This is a genomic window from Sphingomonas sp. LHG3406-1 (assembly GCF_029637485.1).
Lineage (GTDB): Bacteria > Pseudomonadota > Alphaproteobacteria > Sphingomonadales > Sphingomonadaceae > Sphingomicrobium.
Genome location: NZ_CP069128.1, coordinates 2,736,678 through 2,754,671 on the forward strand (window position 1 = coordinate 2,736,678; position 17,994 = coordinate 2,754,671).

Consider the following 17,994-nt stretch of genomic DNA (forward strand, 5'->3'; position numbering starts at 1 on the left):
GCGACGAACCGCCTTATCCCTCCTGCCAGTATCCACTTCAGCCTTGTTATAACGTATCAAGCAGGTTAGTCGGCGCCGCGATCCTTTCCGATTGGAGATGAAGTTGCGCCGCCTTGCCGTCCTCCTCGCCACCAGCCTGATTGCCAGCCCCGCTCTCGCCGAAGAGACGAGCGGCGGAGCGGCGGCCGCGCAGCCGTCGGTCGCCCATGGCAGCGAAGATCACGACCATCATGACGACGAGGGCGATGCCATCGTCGTGACCGCGCCCTTCGTCCGCGACCTCGACCTGCTCGCAGGCAAGTCGGTACTGAGCGGCGACGCGCTGAGCCGCGACATCCGCGTGCAGATCGGCGAAACGCTCGTCCGCCTGCCGGGCGTGTCGGCGACCAGCTTCTCGCCGGGTGCCTCGCGGCCGGTGCTGCGCGGCTTCCAGGGCGAGCGGGTGCGGGTGCTGACCGACGGGCTCGGCTCGATCGACGTCAGCAACACCTCGGCCGACCATGCGGTGACCATCGATCCGCTGACGGCGGAGCGGATCGAGGTGCTGCGCGGGCCGGCCGCCCTGCTGTTCGGCGGCCAAGCGATCGGCGGCGCGGTGAACGTCATCGACCGCCGCATCCCCCGCGCCCAGCCGCGCGGCGGGGTCCATGTCGACCTGCTTGGCGGCCTCGGATCGGCGGCCGACGAGCGGTCGATCGGCGGCGCGGTCGACGTCTCGCTCGGTGACAGCGGCTTCGTCGTGCATGTCGACGGCAGCTTTCGCAGAACTGGCGACCTGCGCGTCGGCGGCCATGTGCTGTCACCCGATCTGAGGGAAGAGCAGCGCGAACTGGTCGCGGAGGCGCTGGAAGAGGGTGAGTTAGAGGAGGCTGGCGATGCGCTCGAACTGGCCGAGCTGAAGGGCAGGCTTCCCAACAGCGCGACCGAGCAGAAGACGATCGCCGGCGGCCTCGCCTACATCAAGGGGCCGCTCAGCCTCGGCGTGTCCGTGTCGCGCTTCGAGACCGATTACGGTGTGCCCACCCGTCCGGGCGCCGAGCACCATCACGAGGAAGAGGAAGGCGAGATCGTCGCGCTGGCCGGGGAAGAGCATGGCGAGGAGGCAGTGTCGATCGGCCTCAAGCAGACCCGCTACGACCTGCGCGGCGAATATGACGTGGGCGGCGGCTTCCTCGACAAGGTGCGCCTGAGGCTTGGCGCCGCCGACTATACGCACACCGAGTTCGAGGGCGACGAGGTCGGCACCGTCTTCGACAGCGAGGGGCTGGAAGGGCGGCTGGAGTTCGTCCAGGCCGATCGAAACGGCTGGCGCGGCGCGAGCGGTCTGCAGATCTTCCGCCGCAAGTTCGACGCGGTCGGCGCCGAGGCCTTCCTGCGCCGCAACGACAGCAGCAGCTGGGGCCTGTTCACGCTGCAGGAACTCAGCCTGGGCAAGCTCGGGTTTGAGGTTGCGGGGCGGTATGACCGGTCCGAGATCGAGAGCAAGTTCTTCGATTTGACGCGCGACTATGACGCCTTCTCCGGGGCGCTCGGAGTCCATTATGACGTGGTGCGGTCGGGCAAGATCGGCCTCAACCTGTCGCGCACCATCCGGGCGCCTTCGGCGGAGGAGCTGTTTTCGGACGGGCCGCACGTTGCCACCTCGGCCTATGAGATCGGCAATCCCGACCTGAAGAAGGAGAAAGCGCTGGGCGCGGAAGTCTTCTTCCGGGTCGACCGCCCGGACTTCACCTTCAACGTCGCCGCCTATGTGACGCGCTTCGACGACTTCATCTACGAGGGCGAGACCGGCGAGGAACGGGATGAGCTGCCGGTGTTCCGCTACCTCCAGCGCGACGCCACCTACAAGGGCTTCGAGATCGAGGCATCGAAGAAGATCTTCGAGAGCGGCGGCGTGTCCTTCGTGGTCGACGGGGTCGCCGACTATGTCCGCGCGACGCTTAAAGGTGGCGGGCCGGTCCCGCGAATCCCGCCGCTCCGGCTGCTCGGCGGGATCGAGGTGCAGAGCCAGCGCTTCGACGCGCGCGCCGAGGTCGAATGGTCGGACGAGCAGGACCGGGTGACGACCTTCGAGACGAGGACCGACGGCCACACCCTCGTCAATGCCGCACTTACCTGGCATCCGCTCGGCAAGCGCAAGGAGACCAGCGTCACCTTGTCGGCGAACAACATCTTCGACGTCGACGCGCGGCGGCATGCGAGCTTCACCAAGGATTTCGTGCCGCTGTCCGGCCGCGACTTCCGCGTGGCGGCGCGGTTCGCCTTCTGAGCCTGCCGCCTCCCCATTGCGCCGCGACGGGGAGGCCGTAGGGGTGACCCCATGTTCGTCACCCATCTCGAATGCTCGCTGACCGGCGAGCGTTATCCCGCCGGCCAGGTCCACAATCTCAGCGCCGCCGGGCGGCCCCTGCTGGTGCACTACGACCTCGAGGCGGTCGGGCGGGCGCTGAGCCGCGAGGTGCTGGCGGCGCGGGCGCCGGGCATGTGGAAGTGGCGCGAGTTGCTGCCGCTGCCGGCCGGAGTTTCGCCGGTCAGCCTGGGCGAGATCGAGACTCCCCTGCTGCCGCTTCATCGCCTGTCGGCGAAGGCGGGCGTGCGAACCCTGATGGTCAAGGACGAAGGGCGGCTTCCGACCGGCTCGTTCAAGGCGCGCGGCCTTGCCATGGCGGTCAGCATGGCGAAGCATTTCGGAATCGAGGCGATGGCGCTTCCGACCAACGGCAATGCCGGGGCGGCGCTGGCGGCCTATGCGGCGGCGGCTGGGATCGAGGCGACGGTCATCTGCCCGGAGGAGACCCCGCCGATCAATGTCGCCGAGGCCGAGGCCTATGGTGCGCGGGTGTTCGTCGCCGACGGGCAGATCGACGAGTGCGGCCGGCTGGTCGGCGAGGGGGCGGCGGCCGGACGCTGGTTCGACGTGTCGACACTGAAGGAGCCCTATCGCGCCGAGGGCAAGAAGGTGATGGGGCTAGAGCTGGCCGAGCAATATGGCTGGGAACTGCCCGACGTCATCTTCTATCCGACCGGCGGCGGCACCGGCCTGATCGGCATGTGGAAGGCCTTTGCCGAGCTTGAGGCGGCCGGGCTGATCGGGCCGAAGCGCCCGCGCATGGTGGCGGTGCAGGCGGCGGGCTGTGCGCCGATGGTGCGGGCATGGGAGGAAGGCGAGGAGTTCGCCACCCGCTGGGAGCAGCCGGCGACGGTCGCGACCGGAATCCGCGTGCCCAAGGCGGTGGGCGACTTCCTGATCCTGAGGGCGGTGCGGGAAAGCGGCGGCTTTGCCATTGCGGTGGAGGAGGAGGCGATCCACGCCGAACTGGCGGCGGCGGGGCGCGACGACGGACTGCTGCTCTGTCCCGAAGGGGCGGCGGTGCTGGCTGGCTGGCGGGCGGCGCTGGAGCGCGGGCTGGTCGGCCGCGACGAGCGCGTGCTGCTGTTCAACTGCGCGACCGGCAACAAATATCCGCTGGTGCCGACGGCGCCACGCATCCGGCTCGCCGAGACAAACGGAGCAACCCTCTAGCCCTTCGTCGCAGCCAGCCGCCGTCCGGTCGAACGTTCCGCCGCCGGTCCATCGCGGCTGCCGATTGGGCGAAAACCCCTTCACAAATTGGCACTTTCTCCCAACATGAAGGGAAGAGAGCGGTGGTGGGCTTGAATCCACTCCCACCAAGTCACGGAAGAGCAAGCGAAACCTACGGATGGCACGACCCGTGCATCCGTGATGTCGAGCGCCGCTTCCAGACGGCCGCGATTGGAGAGAAACGATGAAGAAGCTGATCCCGGGCGCCGACTATTTCCGCAACAATGTCGCTTTCCGCAACGACACGCTGCTGGGCGTCTGCGAGTCGCTGGGGCACGATCTGGGCTTCAATCCCAATTTCCTGCGCGTGCCCTTGTCGGCTGGAATCATCTTCGCGCCGATGCTGATGGTCGGCATCTACCTTGGCCTTGGCGCGCTGGTGTTCGCCAGCCGCACCTTCTTCCCGACCCAGGTCGAGGCCGTCGCCGGCCATGCGCCGGTCGAAGCGCCCGCGGTCACCAACGACGAGATCGAGCTGCCCCGCGCGGCTTGATGCGATGCGGCCGGTCCTGCCCCGAGGGACCGGCCGCATCCAGTTCAGTTGTTGTAGGCGCGCTCGCCATGCGCGCTGATATCGAGGCCTTCGCGCTCGGCGTCCTTCGAGGGACGGAGACCGATGGTCTTGTCGATGGCGATGAACAGCAGCGCTGACAAAGTGCCTGAATAGAGCAGGGTGAAGCCGACCGCCTTGAGCTGGGTGAGGACCTGTCCGCCCATGTCGAACGAACCCGCAATCGCAGGCATCACCGTATAGTCGAGCACGCCCTGGCCGCCGAGCGCGGGGGCGGCGACGATCCCCGTTCCGATCGCCCCGACGATGCCGCCGATGCAGTGCACGCCGAAGACGTCGAGGGTATCGTCGTAGCCGAAGCGCTGCTTCACCCGGGCGACGAAGAAGAAGCAGACCGCCGAGGCGATTGCGCCGAGCAGGATTGACGTTCCGGGTGCCCCGAACCCGGCCGCCGGCGTGATCGCGACAAGGCCAGCGACTGCGCCCGTGGCGGCGCCGAGCAGCGACGACTTCTTGTGCACGAACTGCTCGATCGCCGCCCAGGCCAGTGCCGCCGCGGCGGTCGCGACGAAGGTGTTGATGAAGGCGAGGGCGGTGATCCCGTTCGCCTCGAGGTTCGAGCCCGCGTTGAAGCCGAACCAGCCCACCCACAGCAGGGACGCGCCGATCATGGTCATCACCAGCGAGTGGGGCGCGAGGGGCTCGCTATTGTAGCCGATGCGCTTGCCGATCACGAGGCAGCCGACCAGGCCGGCGATGCCGGCGTTGATGTGGACGACGGTGCCGCCGGCAAAGTCGAGCGCGCCCCAGCCGAACAGCAGGCCATGATCGCCCGGGTTGGTCGGAAGCGCGTCCGGGCCGGCCCAGTACCAGACCATGTGTGCCATCGGGAAGTAGACGATGGTCAGCCACAGGACCACGAACAGCATCAGCGGCCAGAAGCGCACCCGTTCCGCGAAGGCGCCGACGATCAGCGCGGGCGTGATGCAGGCGAAGGTCATCTGGAAGACGATGTAGGCATATTCCGGGATGGTGACGCCGTTGGAGAAGGTCGCTGCGACGCTGGTCGCGTCGACCCCGGCGAGGAAGGCCTTGTCCAGGCCGCCGATGAACTGGTTGCCGCTGGTGAAAGCGAGGCTGTAGCCCCAGCCGACCCAGATCAGCGCGGCGATGGCGACGATCGTCAGCACCTGCATCAGCACCGACAGCATGTTCTTGGAGCGGACCAGGCCACCGTAGAAGAGGGCCAGCCCGGGCACCGACATCATCAGCACCAGCGCCGACGAGATCAGCATCCAGGTCGTGTCGCCCTTGTCCGGCGCGGGCGGCGCCGCCACCGGCGCCTGCGCGAACGCCGGCGCAACGGCAACTGCCGCGAGCATCAGCGCCGCGCCGCCACGGCAAAGCCTGCTTGGAACCCCCATGCTCTTCCCCCTCCTAAAGTGCATCGTCGCCAGTCTCGCCGGTGCGGATCCGGATGGCTTCCTGAAGATCGAGGACGAAGATCTTGCCGTCCCCGATGGTTTCTGTGCGCGCCGTGGCCTGGATCGCCTCGACGACGCGGGGCGCGAGATCGTCCTCGACCGCCACCTCGAGCCGCGCCTTGGGCACGAACTGCGTGTCATATTCGGCACCGCGGTAGAAGACCGGCTGGCCCTTCTGCCGGCCGAAGCCGCGCACCTCCGACACGGTCATTCCCTGGACGCCGACCTCGATCAGCGCTTCCCTTACCGGTTCAACCATGAAGGGCTTGATGATGGCGATGACCAGTTTCACCTGTGGTTCTCCCCCTCAGAACGATGCGCCAACCGACGCCACGATGCCGGCCCTGGCGGCATTGCGGCCGCGCGGCGTGATGAAGCTTCCGTCGGTGTCAACATAGGCGAGGCCGAAGGTGAGGCCCTGCCAGCCAGCCGACGCGCCGAGGCTCCAGTCGGTGTAGGACTTGCCGATGGTGAGATAGCTAGGCCCGATGCTGTGCCCGAGGTGGGCGGTCAGGCTGACGGGGCTCTTCGGAATGGCGTAACTGAGGTCGCCGGCGAGGTAGAGATTGTCCTCTCGGCCCGACCCGACGGTAAGCGCGTTCTGCTTCGGCGCGTAGGCGACCGAGGCCTTGATGCTGGCAGGGCCGAATGCCTGCGTGACCGAGGCATAGGGCTCGACGAAGTCGGACGTGATGCCGCCCGAGCCCGGGTAGTAATAGTAGAGCACGCCCGCATCGACCGTCGTGTCGCCGAAGCTCTTCTTGAAGCCGGCGATCAGGTCGATCTCGGCGTCGGCGCCGTTCGCGACATAGTCGTCGATCGATGAGCCCCAGGCGGTGACATAGAAGCCGGTTTCGTGCGTGACGCTGACCGTCGCCTGGACGGCGAAGCGCTTGTCGGTCTGGGAGATGCCGCGGAAGCGATAGTCGCTCACCAGCGTGGCGCCGCCGGTGACGGTAAACGGACCGGCCTTCTCCTCCGCCGCGGCGGGCGAGGCGGCCAGTGCGGTCAGGAATGCGGCAGCGGAAACCATTGTGGACATGCGCATAAGGACCCCCCGTCGATTGTGGGATCCGACCCCCGAGGGATCCCTGTTTGACGCATTCACTTGTAGATGATGCAGAGAGTTGCTGCGCTGCACAACGGGAAGCGAGGGTCGTGAGAATATTTCACGTCCGTGACAAGCGGCGGAGGGTTCCGGAACCGTCCGCGACCTCCATTGTCGCTCTAAGGGCCTAATATTGCAGGTTGATTGGGACCTTTTCAGCCGTTCCGCCAACCTCATATTCTCACTTGCGAGCGCTCTCCGAAATCGTCAGTCTCCTGTCTGATCAATGGCTTGATTGTGCGACGCAGCAGATGGGGTGATGGCGAGTTGAACCGACCACCGCAGGCGCAAGGTTTGTACGATCCCTCCCGCGAGCATGACAGCTGCGGGATGGGGTTCGTCGCGCATGTGAAGGGCGAGAAGTCGCATGGCATCATCGCGCAGGGGCTGCGGATCCTCGCCAACCTTCATCATCGCGGCGGGGTCGGCGCCGACCCGGAAGTGGGCGACGGATCGGGCTGCCTGATCCAGCTGCCGCACGCGTTGTTCGAAGCCTGGGCGGACGAGGCCGGGGTCAGGCTGCCGGGACCGGGCGACTATGCCGTCGCCATGTGCTTCCTGCCGCAGGGCGAGCGGGCGCGGTCCTTTGCCGAGGAACGGCTCGAGCACATGGTGCGCAAGGAGGGGCAGCAGTTCCTCGGCTGGCGGGACGTGCCGGTGGATACGTCCATCCTCGGCGCGGCGGTGCTGGCGACGGTGCCGGCGATCCGCCAGGCGGTGATCGGGCGCGGCGAGGGGCTACGCGATGGCGACGCCTTCGAGCGCAAGCTGCTGGCGATCCGCAAGCAGACGCTCAACCCGCTGGCGGACCAGGCGAAACGGCAGGAGCTGCCGGAGCTCACCGACTTCTATGTCGCCAGCTTCTCGAGCCGCACCCTCGTCTACAAGGGGCTGCTGCTGCCGCATCAGGTCGGCACCTTCTACCGCGACCTTGCCGATGAGCGGACCGTGTCGGCGCTGGCGATGGTCCACCAGCGCTTCTCGACCAACACCTTCCCGAGCTGGCGGCTGGCGCATCCCTATCGGTTCATCGCCCACAATGGCGAGATCAACACGGTGCGCGGCAACGTCAACTGGATGAATGCCAGGCGGCGGACGCTGGAATCGCCGCTGCTCGGCGCCGACCTCGACAAGATGTGGCCGATCATCCCGCACGGCCAGTCGGACACCGCCTGCCTCGACAATGCGCTCGAGCTGCTGGTGGCGGGCGGCTATTCGCTGCCGCATGCGGTGATGCTGCTGATCCCCGAGGCCTGGGCCGGCAATCCGCAGATGGAGGAAGGGCGCCGGGCATTCTACGAATATCATGCGGCGCTGATGGAGCCGTGGGACGGGCCGGCGGCGATTGCCTTCACCGATGGCCGGCAGATCGGCGCGACGCTCGACCGCAATGGCCTGAGGCCGGCGCGCTTCCTCGTCACCGACGACGACCTGGTGGTGATGGCTTCCGAAAGCGGCGTGCTTCCGATCCCGGAAGACAGGATCGTCCGCAAGTGGCGGCTGCAGCCGGGCAAGATGCTGCTGATCGACTTCGACAAGCAGCGCATCGTCGAGGACGAGGAAGTGAAGGCGGAGCTCGCCAACGCCGAGCCCTATGGCGAATGGCTGCGCGAAACACAGTTTGACCTGAAGGACCTGCCGGCCGGCTCCAATCCGATCGTGCGCCCGCCCGACGAGGACGTGTTTCGGCGCACGCAGATCAGCTTCGGCTACACGGACGAGGACCTGCGGCTGTTCCTGACGCCGATGGCGGGCGCGGCGGACGATCCGGTCGGATCGATGGGCACCGACACGCCGCTGGCGGTGCTGAGCAAGCGGCCGCGGCTGCTCTACGACTATTTCAAGCAGAACTTCGCGCAGGTGACCAACCCGCCGATCGATCCGATCCGCGAGAGCCTGGTGATGAGTCTGGTGTCGATGATCGGGCCGCGCCCGAACCTGCTCGGGCGCAATGCCGGCAACCACAAGCGGCTGGAGGTCGCCCAGCCGATCCTCACCAATGAGGATCTGGAGAAGGTTCGTTCGATCCACGATACGCTCGACGGCGCGTTCCGGACGGCGACGCTGGATGCGACCTGGCCCGCCGGCGGCGACGCGCAGGCGCTGGAGGCGGCGGTGCAGCGGCTCTGCTGGGAAGCGACCGAGGCGGTGCTCGCGGATATCAACGTGCTGGTGCTGTCCGACCGTCGCGAGGGGCCGGACCGGGTGCCGATCCCGGCCGCGCTGGCGACCGGGGCGGTGCACCATCACCTGATCCGCCAGGGCCTGAGGATGCAGACCGGCCTCGTCGTCGAGACCGGCGAAGCGCGCGAGGTGCATCACTTCTGCGTGCTCGCCGGCTATGGCGCGGAAGCGATCAACCCGTGGCTGGCGTTCGACGTCATCGACGGCCTGTGCGCCCGCGGGAAGATCGCCGCGAGACCGGGCGAGGCGCAAGCCAATTACATCAAGGCAATCGGCAAGGGGCTGCTCAAGGTCATGTCCAAGATGGGCATCTCGACCTTCCAATCCTATTGCGGCGCGCAGATCTTCGACGCGGTCGGCCTCTCGCAGGGTTTCGTCGATCGCTATTTCACCGGCACCACCAGCAACATCGAGGGCGCGGGCCTGGCGGAGATCGCCGAGGAGAGCACGGCGCGGCATCGGCGGGCGCATGGGCCAGACGCGGGGCGGCTGGAAGTCGGCGGGCTCTACGCCTTCCGCGCGGGCGGCGAGGCCCATGCCTGGACCCCGGACAGCATCGCCCATCTCCAGCATGCCGTGCGCGGTCGGCTGCCAGATCGTTACCGTGCCTATGCGGCGGAGATGAATGCGCGGGGAAGCCAGCTGCTGACCCTGCGCGGGCTTCTGGAGTTCGTGCCGGCCGGACCGCCGATACCGATCGACGAGGTGGAGCCCGCCGCCGAGATCGTGCGGCGCTTCGCCACCGGCGCGATGAGCTTCGGCTCGATCAGCCGCGAGGCCCATTCGACGCTGGCGAAGGCGATGAACCGCATCGGCGGCAAGTCCAACACCGGCGAGGGCGGCGAGGAGCGAGAGCGCTTCGCCACGGACGAGCGCTCGGCGATCAAGCAGGTCGCGTCGGGCCGCTTCGGAGTGACCGCCGACTATCTGGTCAATGCCGACGACATCCAGATCAAGATCGCGCAAGGCGCCAAGCCCGGCGAGGGCGGGCAGCTTCCGGGGCACAAGGTCGACGCGCAGATCGCCGCCGTGCGCCACTCGACGCCGGGTGTCGGCCTGATCTCGCCGCCGCCGCATCACGACATCTATTCGATCGAGGATCTGGCGCAGCTGATCCACGACCTGCGCAGCGTGAACCCGGGTGCGCGCGTGTCGGTGAAGCTGGTCGCGGAGGCGGGCGTGGGCACGGTCGCGGCCGGCGTGGTAAAGTGCACCGCCGACCATGTCACCATTTCCGGCTACGAGGGCGGGACGGGCGCGTCGCCGCTGACCTCGCTCAGCCATGCCGGGAGCCCGTGGGAGCTTGGGCTGGCGGAGACGCAGCAGACGCTCATCCTCAACGGGCTTCGCGGGCGGGTGGTCGTGCAGGCCGACGGCGGCCTTAGGACCGGGCGGGACGTCGCCATCGCCGCCCTGCTCGGGGCGGACGAATATGGCTTTGCGACTGCGCCCCTGATCGCCGCGGGCTGCATCATGATGCGCAAGTGCCACCTCAACACCTGTCCCGTGGGAATCGCGACTCAGGACCCGCGGCTGCGGGCCAAGTTCGCCGGCATGCCCGAGCACGTGATCGACTATTTCTTCTTCGTCGCCGAGGAGCTGCGCGAGATCATGGCGGGGCTCGGCCTCAGGTCGCTGGAAGAGATGATCGGGCGGGTCGACCTCCTCCGCCAGCGTGCGGCAAGCGGCAAGGCGGGCGGGGCCGACCTGTCGAAGCTGCTGCGCACGGTCGGCGGCGAGGGGCCCCGGCGGTTCGTTGCGCCGGTCGAGCGCGAGGTGGACCACCGGCTCGACGCGCTCATCGTCGACGCGCTCGACGGACCATTGCCGGCGCGGATCGAGGCCGGGGTGACAAATGTCGACCGGTCGGTCGGCGCCCATGCCTCGGGTGTGCTGGCGCTCCGCAACGGGCCCGCGGGGCTGCCGGACGACAGTATCCGCCTGAGGCTGACCGGGACAGCCGGGCAGAGCTTCGGCGCCTTCCTCGCGCAGGGCCTGACGCTGGAGCTCAGCGGCGACGCCAACGATTATGTCGGCAAGGGGCTATCCGGTGGGCGGCTGATCGTCCGCCAGCCGGAAGGCTCGAGGCGGGATGCGGCCGAGAACATCATCGTCGGCAATACCTGCCTCTATGGCGCGACCGGCGGCACCGCATTCTTCGGCGGCGTGGCGGGCGAGCGCTTCGCGGTGCGCAACTCAGGCGCCGTGGCAGTGGTCGAGGGGACGGGGGACCATGGCTGCGAATATATGACCGGCGGGCTGGTGGTCGTGCTGGGGCCGGTCGGGCGCAATTTCGCGGCCGGCATGTCGGGCGGAATGGCCTGGGTGTGGGACCCGGAGCGGCGCCTAGCCGACCAGTGCAATCTCGCCGGCGTGGCGCTGGAGGAGGTCGAGGACGTGGCCCGCCTGCGCGTGCTGGTCGAGGCGCATGCCGAGGCGACCGGAAGTGCGCGGGCATGGGCGCTGCTCGGCGACTGGGCGACCAGCCTCCGCCGGTTCGTCCAGGTCATGCCGCACGACTACCGCCGGGCGCTCGGCCAGACCGTGATGGCGGCGGAGTAAGGCGATGGGCAGACCGACGGGATTTCTGGAAATCGAGCGGCGCGACCGGGCCGTGGCTCCCGCCAAGGAGCGGGTGAGGGGCTGGGGCGAGTTCGCGCTTCCCGTCGAGCCCGCCGCCGTCGCCAGCCAGGCGCAGCGCTGCATGGATTGCGGCATTCCCTTCTGCCATTCGGCATGCCCGGTGAACAATCTCATTCCCGACTGGAACGACCTCGTCGGCGAGGAGGACTGGCGCGGGGCGATCGACCGGCTCCACGCGACCAACAACTTTCCCGAGTTCACCGGCAGGGTCTGCCCGGCACCGTGCGAGGCGGCCTGCACGCTCAACCTCGACGACAATCCGGTGACCATCAAGTCGATCGAATGCGAGATCGCCGACCGTGCCTTCCGCGAAGGGTGGGTAACGCCGCGGCTGGCGGCTCGCGGCACGGGACGGCGGGTGGCGATCGTCGGCTCGGGCCCGGCGGGCCTCGCCTGCGCCCAGCAGCTTGCGCGGCTCGGGCATAATCCGACCGTGTTCGAGAAGGCCGACCGGATCGGCGGCCTGCTTCGCTACGGCATTCCCGACTTCAAGATGGAGAAGGCGCTGATCGACCGCCGGGTCGAGCAGATGGAGCGCGAGGGCGTGCTCTTCCGGACCCGGATCGAAGTTGGGGTCGACCTGCCGCTCGAGCGGCTGCTCGACGACTATGACATGGTTGTGATCGCCGCCGGGGCCGAGCGGCCGCGCGACCTCGCCATCCCTGGGCGGGACCTTGGCGGCATCCACTTCGCGATGGATTATCTCACCCAGGCAAACCGGCGGGTGGCCGGCGAAGCCGAGCCGGATGCCCCGATCAGCGCCGACGGCCGACATGTGGTGGTGATCGGCGGCGGCGACACCGGTTCCGACTGCATCGGCACCGCCAACCGCCAGGGCGCGGCCTTAGTCACCCAGCTGGAGATCATGCCCGAGCCGCCGGCTAGGGAGGACAAGGCGCTGACCTGGCCCTACTGGCCGCTCAAGCTGCGCACCTCCAGCAGCCAGGAGGAGGGCTGCACCCGCGACTTCGCCGTGCTGACGACCGGCTTCACCGGCGTGGATGGCAGGGTCGCGAAGCTGCATTGCGCACGGGCAGAGTGGGTGGACGGGGCGGCACGGCCGCTTGCCGGCAGCGGCTTCGAGCTCCGCGCCGATCTCGTCCTGCTGGCGATGGGCTTCACCGGCACCGCCTTCCCGGGCGAGGCGGCCGGCCTGGCCATGATGCGCGGGGCGATCCAGGCCGATGCGCAGGGCTTCGCCACCGGACGCCCGCGCGTTTTCGCCTGCGGCGATGCCCGGCGTGGGCAGAGCCTGGTGGTGTGGGCCATCCGCGAAGGCCGCGACTGCGCGGCGGCGGTGCATTCGGCGCTGGTGGGGTGAACGTGCCGGTTGCAGGATTCGAACCCGCGACCTTCGGTTTACAAAACCGCTGCTCTACCAACTGAGCTAAACCGGCGCGGAGGCTCCCTAAGCCTAGAGGATGCCGAAGGTCCAGCCCTCGGTTCGGGCGAGGTCGGCGGTGAGGCCTGATGGCGCGAAGGCCTGCGGCTGGCGGGCGTGGACGCGCATGCCGGCGGCGGTGACGAGCGCATCGGTCTGGTGGTCGTCGGGTTCGAAGCGCAGGCGAGCCGGCGGGCTCCCCAGCGCCTTCAAGGCTGCGTTGAGCTCGGTCCTGCTGCGAAGCTTGGTGCCGGACAGGCCGGCGTTGCGCAGATAGATTCTGGTGTAGATCTCGACAATGGCGCTTTCACCGGGCTCGAGCGGGTCCATCGGCCAGATCGGCACCTTGCCCGACAGGCGGTGAAGGAAGCGCATGCCGGCGAAGCTCGCCTTCGCGACCTGCGCGGCGCCGATCGCGTCATAGGCGCTGGCGGTCTTGCGCCCGCCGGCCTGGTTCAGACGGTGGTCGCACTGGCGGAAGCGGACGAAGTCGGCCTTCACCCCGTCGGCGATACCGAAATAGAAATGGCGGCGGTGGACCTGCTCGAGGAAGCTCGCCGCGCCGAGATCCTCGTCGGGAGCGTTTGCATCGACATAGGCCCAGAAGTCGCGGGCGTTGTCGGGCACGCCTTCTTCGCCGGGGAGATAGGCACCGCGCTCGGCGTGGGGAGGGGCGAAGGAGAAGTCGAAGCCGAACAGGGTCGGCTCCTTCAGCGCTTCGGCCGCCAGCCAGTCGGCGACCTCGGTCCGGCTCCACACATGCTCCGGGCGGATCAGCCGCGGCGCTCCCAAGCGGTTGCAGGAGGCGACGGCGATCCCCTTGTGCCGCCTTCCCTTGGCACCCGACCAGTCGATGGCGACGAAGCGGGTGAAGCTCAAATGAGCGTCGGCCCGTCGCCCGTCGGAGTCTCCTTCGTCCCCTCCAGTCGCGCGGGGCGGCGCGGGGTGCGGGGCGTGTCGCCTGCGCCGGTCACCCGGTCGGCGAAGTGGTTGAGGATGCGGCCGGCCGCCTCGCGTCCGCCAAGCCCGAAGGCGAGAGCGGTGGCGATGGCGGCCGAGCCGAGGATCAGGCCGAACGCCATGTAGACGATGACATCCGCCAGGCCCATGAAGGTGAGGCCGATGGCGGTGAACAGGGCGATGATCGCATAGCGGACGATGGTCTGCGCGAAGCCGCCCTCGCCGGTCGAACTGCCGACGAGGTTCGCCAGGATCTTGGCGAGGAAGATGCCGGCGACGATGATCAGGGTGCCGAAGATCACCTTGGAACCGAGGCTGGTCACCTGGACGAGGAAGATTGCGACCGTATCGCCGCCGAGCTGGTGCGCGGCCTCGATGGCGGCGGCGAGCATGATGGCGACGAAGGCGACGTTGGCGACGATCCGGCTCGGCGTGGTGGTCGCCGGCAGAACCCCGGTCGAGCGCAGCGCATCGTCGAAGCCGGTCGGCGGAAGGATCGCTTCGATGATGGTCTTGAGGAACTTGGCCGCGATGAAGGCGATGCCAAGCCACAGGGCTGCGGTCAGCAGGCGCGGGATGGCGCCGCTGATCTGGTCGAGCATGTGGATGGCCGGACCGCTGATCGCCTCGATTCCGAGCACTTGCAGAGCGGCGATGGCGACCGGGATGATGATCAGGGCGAAGGCGAGGACGCCCGCGGCTCGCGCAAGGCTGGTGCGGGTCGCGCCGGGGGTGGTGCCCGGCGGCACGGCATCGGGGTCGGTGCGGACCGTCGGCGGATGGTCGCCGAGGCCCGCGCGCGCCATCAGCCCGTCGATGTTGGCGGCGGTCAGCAGGGTCTCGACCAGCCGGCGGACGATGCGGGCGACGATCAGGCCGACGAAGAAGATGAGGCCCGCGCCGATCAGCCGCGGCAGGAACTCGAAGATCTGGTTGGTGAGGGTCGCAACCGGCGAGAGGATCTGCCCGATCTGAAGGAAATTCAGCGCGGCCATGATGCCGACCAGCCAGACGACCAGCTTGGCGATGGTGCCGATCTGGTGGCCGACCGTCTCATGCTGGTTGCCGGGCGTATGCTTCTGGAGGGCGGGCGTCTTGCTGATGGCCTTGGCCAGCGCCCATTTCACCGCCCGCGCGATGATCCACGTGGCGACGAGGATCGCCAGCGCGATGAGGATCCGCGGCCCCCATTCGACCAGATCGGCGCGCCATGTCTCGGCAGTCGACGGTGGATACATCAGCTTCCCTCCTGCAAACCCTCGCGCTTCTCGTTCCACCAGGCGAGCCGCTCCGCAAGGCGTTTCTCGAACCCGCGGTCGGTCGGGCGGTAGTAGGTTTCCGGGCTCATGCCCTCGGGCCAATAGTCTTGGCCGGAGAAGGCGTCGGGCGCATCATGGTCATAGGCATAGCCTTTGCCATGGCCGAGATCGCGCATCAGCTTGGTCGGCGCACCAAGGGTATGCTTGGGCGGCGAAAGGGAGCCATGCGCCTTGGCGCTCTTCCAGGCTTCCTTCTGCGCCGTGTAGAGGGCGTTCGATTTGGGCGCGGTGGCGAGATAGAGGCAGGCCTGGACGATGGCGAGTTCGCCTTCCGGCGAGCCGAGGAAGTCGTAGGTGTCCTTCGCCGCCATGCATTGCACCAGCGCCTGCGGGTCGGCGAGGCCGATGTCCTCGACAGCGGCGCGGGTAAGGCGGCGGAGGAGGTAGAGCGGCTCCTCGCCGGCGGTCAGCATGCGCGCGAGATAGTAGAGGGCGGCCTGCGGATCCGAACCGCGGATCGATTTGTGAAGGGCGGAGATGAGCCCGTAATGGCCCTCGCGGTCCTTGTCATAGACAGGCAGCCGCCGCTGGATGAGGTCGCGTAGGGCGGCAGTATCGAGCGCTCCATCCGGGCTGGCCGCAACCAGCATTTCCACCTGGTTGAGAAGAAAGCGGCCGTCGCCGTCCGCGCTGGCGACCAGGGCGGCGCGGGCGTCGTCGGTGAGAGGCAAGGGACGGCCTTCCGCCTGTTCGGCGCGGGCAAGCAGGGTGCCGAGCGCTTCCTCGTCGAGGCGCTTCAGCACCAGAACCTGGGTGCGCGAGAGCAGGGCGGCGTTGAGTTCGAAGCTGGGGTTTTCGGTCGTCGCACCGACGAGAGTGACTACGCCCGCCTCGACGAAGGGCAGGAAACCGTCCTGCTGACTGCGGTTGAAACGGTGGATCTCGTCCACGAAGAGGAGGGTGCGCTTGCCCGCGCGGGCGTGCGCCTCGGCCTCCGCGAAGGCCTTCTTGAGGTCGGCAACCCCGCTGAAGACGGCGGAGAGCGCGGCAAAGCGGTAGCCGACCGCTTCGGCCAGTAATCGGGCGATGCTGGTCTTGCCGGTGCCGGGCGGTCCCCACAGGATGAGGCTCGACAGGCGGCCGGCAGCGACCATCCGACCGATCGCGCCTTCGGATCCCGTGAGATGTTCCTGGCCGATGACCTCCGCGAGGCTGGTCGGACGCAGCCGCTCGGCAAGTGGCACGGCCGCGGCTGGGCTGGGCAAGGGCTCGGCTTCAAACAGGTCGGCCATTCGTCGGTTCGTAGAAAGAAGAAGGCGCAAGCGCCATGCCCCTCTTGAGGCGATGCAATGAAGATATATCTTGAGTGCTCAAGATAGGAGAGAAGAGCCCATGCGCTTTCATTTGAACCGCGGCTGTGGCCCCGACGGCCGGGCGTTCGTGGCCATGACCGGTTTCCCCTTCGGCGATCCCGACGAAGCGATCCGCTTCCACGTCGGTGGTCGCGGGGGCGGCGGCGGTGGCTGGGGTGGGCATCGGGGCGGCCGGCGCCGGCGGATGTTCAGCTCGGAGGAGTTCCAGCTCATCATCCTGAAGCTGATCGCCGACGAGCCGCGCCACGGCTATGCGATCATCAAGGCGCTCGAGGAGCTGACCCACGGCGACTATGCGCCGAGCGCGGGCATCCTCTACACCAATCTCGAACTGCTCGAGGACATGGGGATGATCGAGCGGCAGGCGAGCGCCGGCGCCAAGAAGAGCTTCGCCATTACCGACGAAGGCCGCGCGCATCTGGACGCGCGGGCGGAGGAAGTCGCGGCGCTGTTCGAGCGGCTGGAGGCCAGCGGCGAGGGTCGACGTCGTTCGAACCGGCCGGAGCTCGTCCGCGCGTTGGGCAACCTCATGACCGCGCTCGGCAACCGTGCCGCGCGCGGCGGCTGGAACGAGGCGCTGATCAACGAGGTGGTCGACATCCTCGACGAGGCGGCCAAACGGATCGAGCGGGCGAAGTAACAACGAGAAGGCCCTCCGCCACCGGGGTGACGGAGGGCCCTTGCCCATGACCGAAGACGATGGCTCAGCGCTTCTTCTGCGCCGGCACCGTGATCTTCACCGTCTCGCCATTGCGACCCGGGAAGCCGGTGAACATGGCTTCGATCAGGTTGGGGACGAGCACCTGCGTGTTGTCGGTGGTCGAGCGCGCCTGCGCCCGGCCGTCGAACAGCTGCTGGTTGTCGGCGCGGCGGCGGATGTCGATGTCCAGCTCCGACTTATATTCGGTATACTGGCGGACGTCCGGACCACCGAACCAGAACGGGTCGTTCCAGCCATAGTAGAAGGCCGAGCGACCGCCGCCCCAATAGCCGAAGCGGCTGTAGTAGGGCCGGCCGTAGTAGATGCCGTAGAAGGGATCGTAGCGGCTGCCGAAGCGACCGTAAGGGCTGTAGAACCCGCGGTAGAAGGGATCGTAGCCGGCCGGTCCGAAGCGGTCGACCACGACACGCTCGGTGCCCTTGTCCACCTCATAGCCGAGCTGGACGATCATTGTTGCCTGCGCCGGATTGGCAGCCTGGGCATAGCCCTGCGCGGCAAGGTGGCGGGAAACCAGTTCGGCGTAGCGGCTGAACTCGAGCCCGCCGCCCTGGGCGAGGCCCTGGCCGGGGACGACATAGAAGCTCTGGCCCTGCGGTGCGGGCATGGCCTGAAAGCGGGTGACCTTGGCTGGCAGCCCGGTGGCGCAGCCGGACAGGCCGACGCTCGCGGCACCGACCAGTGCGGCGGCGACAAGTTTCTTCAGGAACGTCATGGTTGGCAAACCCTCGACTCGGGGAAAGTCCCGGTAAACGAGTAGCTTATAGCAGAAAGTGAGTTGAACCATCGA

General features: G+C 67.9%; 13 protein-coding genes and 1 tRNA gene. 6 read left to right on the plus strand and 8 right to left on the minus strand.

Going from position 1 to position 17,994, the window contains the following annotated elements:
- Positions 1-97 precede the first annotated feature (97 nt).
- The 3 genes from JOY29_RS13455 to JOY29_RS13465 all read left to right on the plus strand — a co-directional run bounded on the left by JOY29_RS13455 (position 98) and on the right by JOY29_RS13465 (position 4,076).
- A complete protein-coding gene (locus JOY29_RS13455; RefSeq protein WP_300974043.1) occupies positions 98-2,269 on the plus strand; it encodes a TonB-dependent receptor in 2,172 nt (723 codons plus the stop codon).
- 51 nt (positions 2,270-2,320) lie between these two features.
- Positions 2,321-3,523 (plus strand): threonine synthase, encoded by a 1,203-nt coding sequence (locus JOY29_RS13460; RefSeq protein WP_300974044.1) that lies wholly within the window; start codon positions 2,321-2,323, stop codon positions 3,521-3,523.
- A 244-nt stretch (positions 3,524-3,767) separates the two neighbouring features.
- Positions 3,768-4,076: a PspC domain-containing protein gene (locus JOY29_RS13465; RefSeq protein WP_300974045.1), complete on the plus strand. Its 309-nt coding sequence runs from the start codon at positions 3,768-3,770 to the stop codon at positions 4,074-4,076.
- Between the two features lie 44 nt (positions 4,077-4,120).
- On the opposite strand, the gene JOY29_RS13470 is transcribed toward JOY29_RS13465, so the two are convergent.
- From JOY29_RS13470 to JOY29_RS13480, 3 genes are read right to left on the minus strand one after another with little or no spacing between them, the layout of a single operon-like run.
- Positions 4,121-5,476, minus strand: a complete 1,356-nt coding sequence (locus JOY29_RS13470; RefSeq protein ID WP_300974046.1) for an ammonium transporter — start codon at positions 5,474-5,476, stop codon at positions 4,121-4,123.
- A 55-nt stretch (positions 5,477-5,531) separates the two neighbouring features.
- The gene (locus JOY29_RS13475; protein ID WP_300974047.1) at positions 5,532-5,870 is read right to left on the minus strand and encodes a P-II family nitrogen regulator; all 339 of its coding nucleotides are present in this window, start codon (positions 5,868-5,870) and stop codon (positions 5,532-5,534) included.
- Between the two features lie 15 nt (positions 5,871-5,885).
- Complete coding sequence (locus tag JOY29_RS13480) at positions 5,886-6,626, minus strand: TorF family putative porin (protein ID WP_300974048.1); 741 nt, start codon at positions 6,624-6,626, stop codon at positions 5,886-5,888.
- Positions 6,627-6,953: 327 nt separating this feature from the next.
- Between JOY29_RS13480 and gltB the strand changes: the two genes are divergently transcribed.
- Entirely contained in the window at positions 6,954-11,432 is a 4,479-nt protein-coding gene (gene gltB / locus JOY29_RS13485; RefSeq protein ID WP_300974049.1) for a glutamate synthase large subunit, read from the plus strand.
- Between the two features lie 4 nt (positions 11,433-11,436).
- The gene (locus JOY29_RS13490) at positions 11,437-12,834 is read left to right on the plus strand and encodes a glutamate synthase subunit beta (RefSeq protein WP_300974050.1); all 1,398 of its coding nucleotides are present in this window, start codon (positions 11,437-11,439) and stop codon (positions 12,832-12,834) included.
- 3 nt (positions 12,835-12,837) lie between these two features.
- Here the strand turns inward: JOY29_RS13490 and JOY29_RS13495 are convergent.
- From JOY29_RS13495 to JOY29_RS13510, 4 genes are all read right to left on the minus strand, one after another.
- Positions 12,838-12,910 (minus strand) — tRNA-Thr (locus JOY29_RS13495).
- Positions 12,911-12,927: 17 nt separating this feature from the next.
- The gene (locus JOY29_RS13500) at positions 12,928-13,773 is read right to left on the minus strand and encodes a hypothetical protein (protein WP_300974052.1); all 846 of its coding nucleotides are present in this window, start codon (positions 13,771-13,773) and stop codon (positions 12,928-12,930) included.
- Positions 13,770-15,092, minus strand: a complete 1,323-nt coding sequence (locus tag JOY29_RS13505; protein WP_300974053.1) for a mechanosensitive ion channel — start codon at positions 15,090-15,092, stop codon at positions 13,770-13,772. Before JOY29_RS13505 ends, JOY29_RS13500 begins: the two co-directional genes overlap by 4 nt.
- Positions 15,092-16,405: a replication-associated recombination protein A gene (locus JOY29_RS13510; RefSeq protein ID WP_300974055.1), complete on the minus strand. Its 1,314-nt coding sequence runs from the start codon at positions 16,403-16,405 to the stop codon at positions 15,092-15,094. Before JOY29_RS13510 ends, JOY29_RS13505 begins: the two co-directional genes overlap by 1 nt.
- 100 nt (positions 16,406-16,505) lie before the next feature.
- Between JOY29_RS13510 and JOY29_RS13515 the strand changes: the two genes are divergently transcribed.
- Positions 16,506-17,126, plus strand: a complete 621-nt coding sequence (locus JOY29_RS13515) for a PadR family transcriptional regulator (RefSeq protein ID WP_300974056.1) — start codon at positions 16,506-16,508, stop codon at positions 17,124-17,126.
- A 64-nt stretch (positions 17,127-17,190) separates the two neighbouring features.
- Here JOY29_RS13515 and JOY29_RS13520 read toward each other — a convergent pair whose 3' ends face one another.
- On the minus strand, positions 17,191-17,919 hold the full coding sequence (locus JOY29_RS13520) for a DUF4136 domain-containing protein (protein ID WP_300974057.1): 729 nt from the start codon (positions 17,917-17,919) through the stop codon (positions 17,191-17,193).
- Positions 17,920-17,994 lie beyond the last annotated feature (75 nt).

Bases quoted from the DNA above. Each gene is read 5' to 3' on its own strand.
- JOY29_RS13460 (WP_300974044.1), top strand. From the start codon at position 2,321: ATGTTCGTCACCCATCTCGAATGCTCGCTGACCGGCGAGCGTTATCCC.
- JOY29_RS13455 (WP_300974043.1), top strand. From the start codon at position 98: ATGAAGTTGCGCCGCCTTGCCGTCCTCCTCGCCACCAGCCTGATTGCC.
- JOY29_RS13470 (WP_300974046.1), bottom strand. From the start codon at position 5,476: ATGCTCGCGGCAGTTGCCGTTGCGCCGGCGTTCGCGCAGGCGCCGGTG.
- JOY29_RS13510 (WP_300974055.1), bottom strand. From the start codon at position 16,405: ATGGCCGACCTGTTTGAAGCCGAGCCCTTGCCCAGCCCAGCCGCGGCC.
- JOY29_RS13490 (WP_300974050.1), top strand. From the start codon at position 11,437: ATGGGCAGACCGACGGGATTTCTGGAAATCGAGCGGCGCGACCGGGCC.
- JOY29_RS13520 (WP_300974057.1), bottom strand. From the start codon at position 17,919: ATGACGTTCCTGAAGAAACTTGTCGCCGCCGCACTGGTCGGTGCCGCG.
- JOY29_RS13515 (WP_300974056.1), top strand. From the start codon at position 16,506: ATGCGCTTTCATTTGAACCGCGGCTGTGGCCCCGACGGCCGGGCGTTC.
- JOY29_RS13505 (WP_300974053.1), bottom strand. From the start codon at position 15,092: ATGTATCCACCGTCGACTGCCGAGACATGGCGCGCCGATCTGGTCGAA.
- JOY29_RS13465 (WP_300974045.1), top strand. From the start codon at position 3,768: ATGAAGAAGCTGATCCCGGGCGCCGACTATTTCCGCAACAATGTCGCT.
- JOY29_RS13480 (WP_300974048.1), bottom strand. From the start codon at position 6,626: ATGCGCATGTCCACAATGGTTTCCGCTGCCGCATTCCTGACCGCACTG.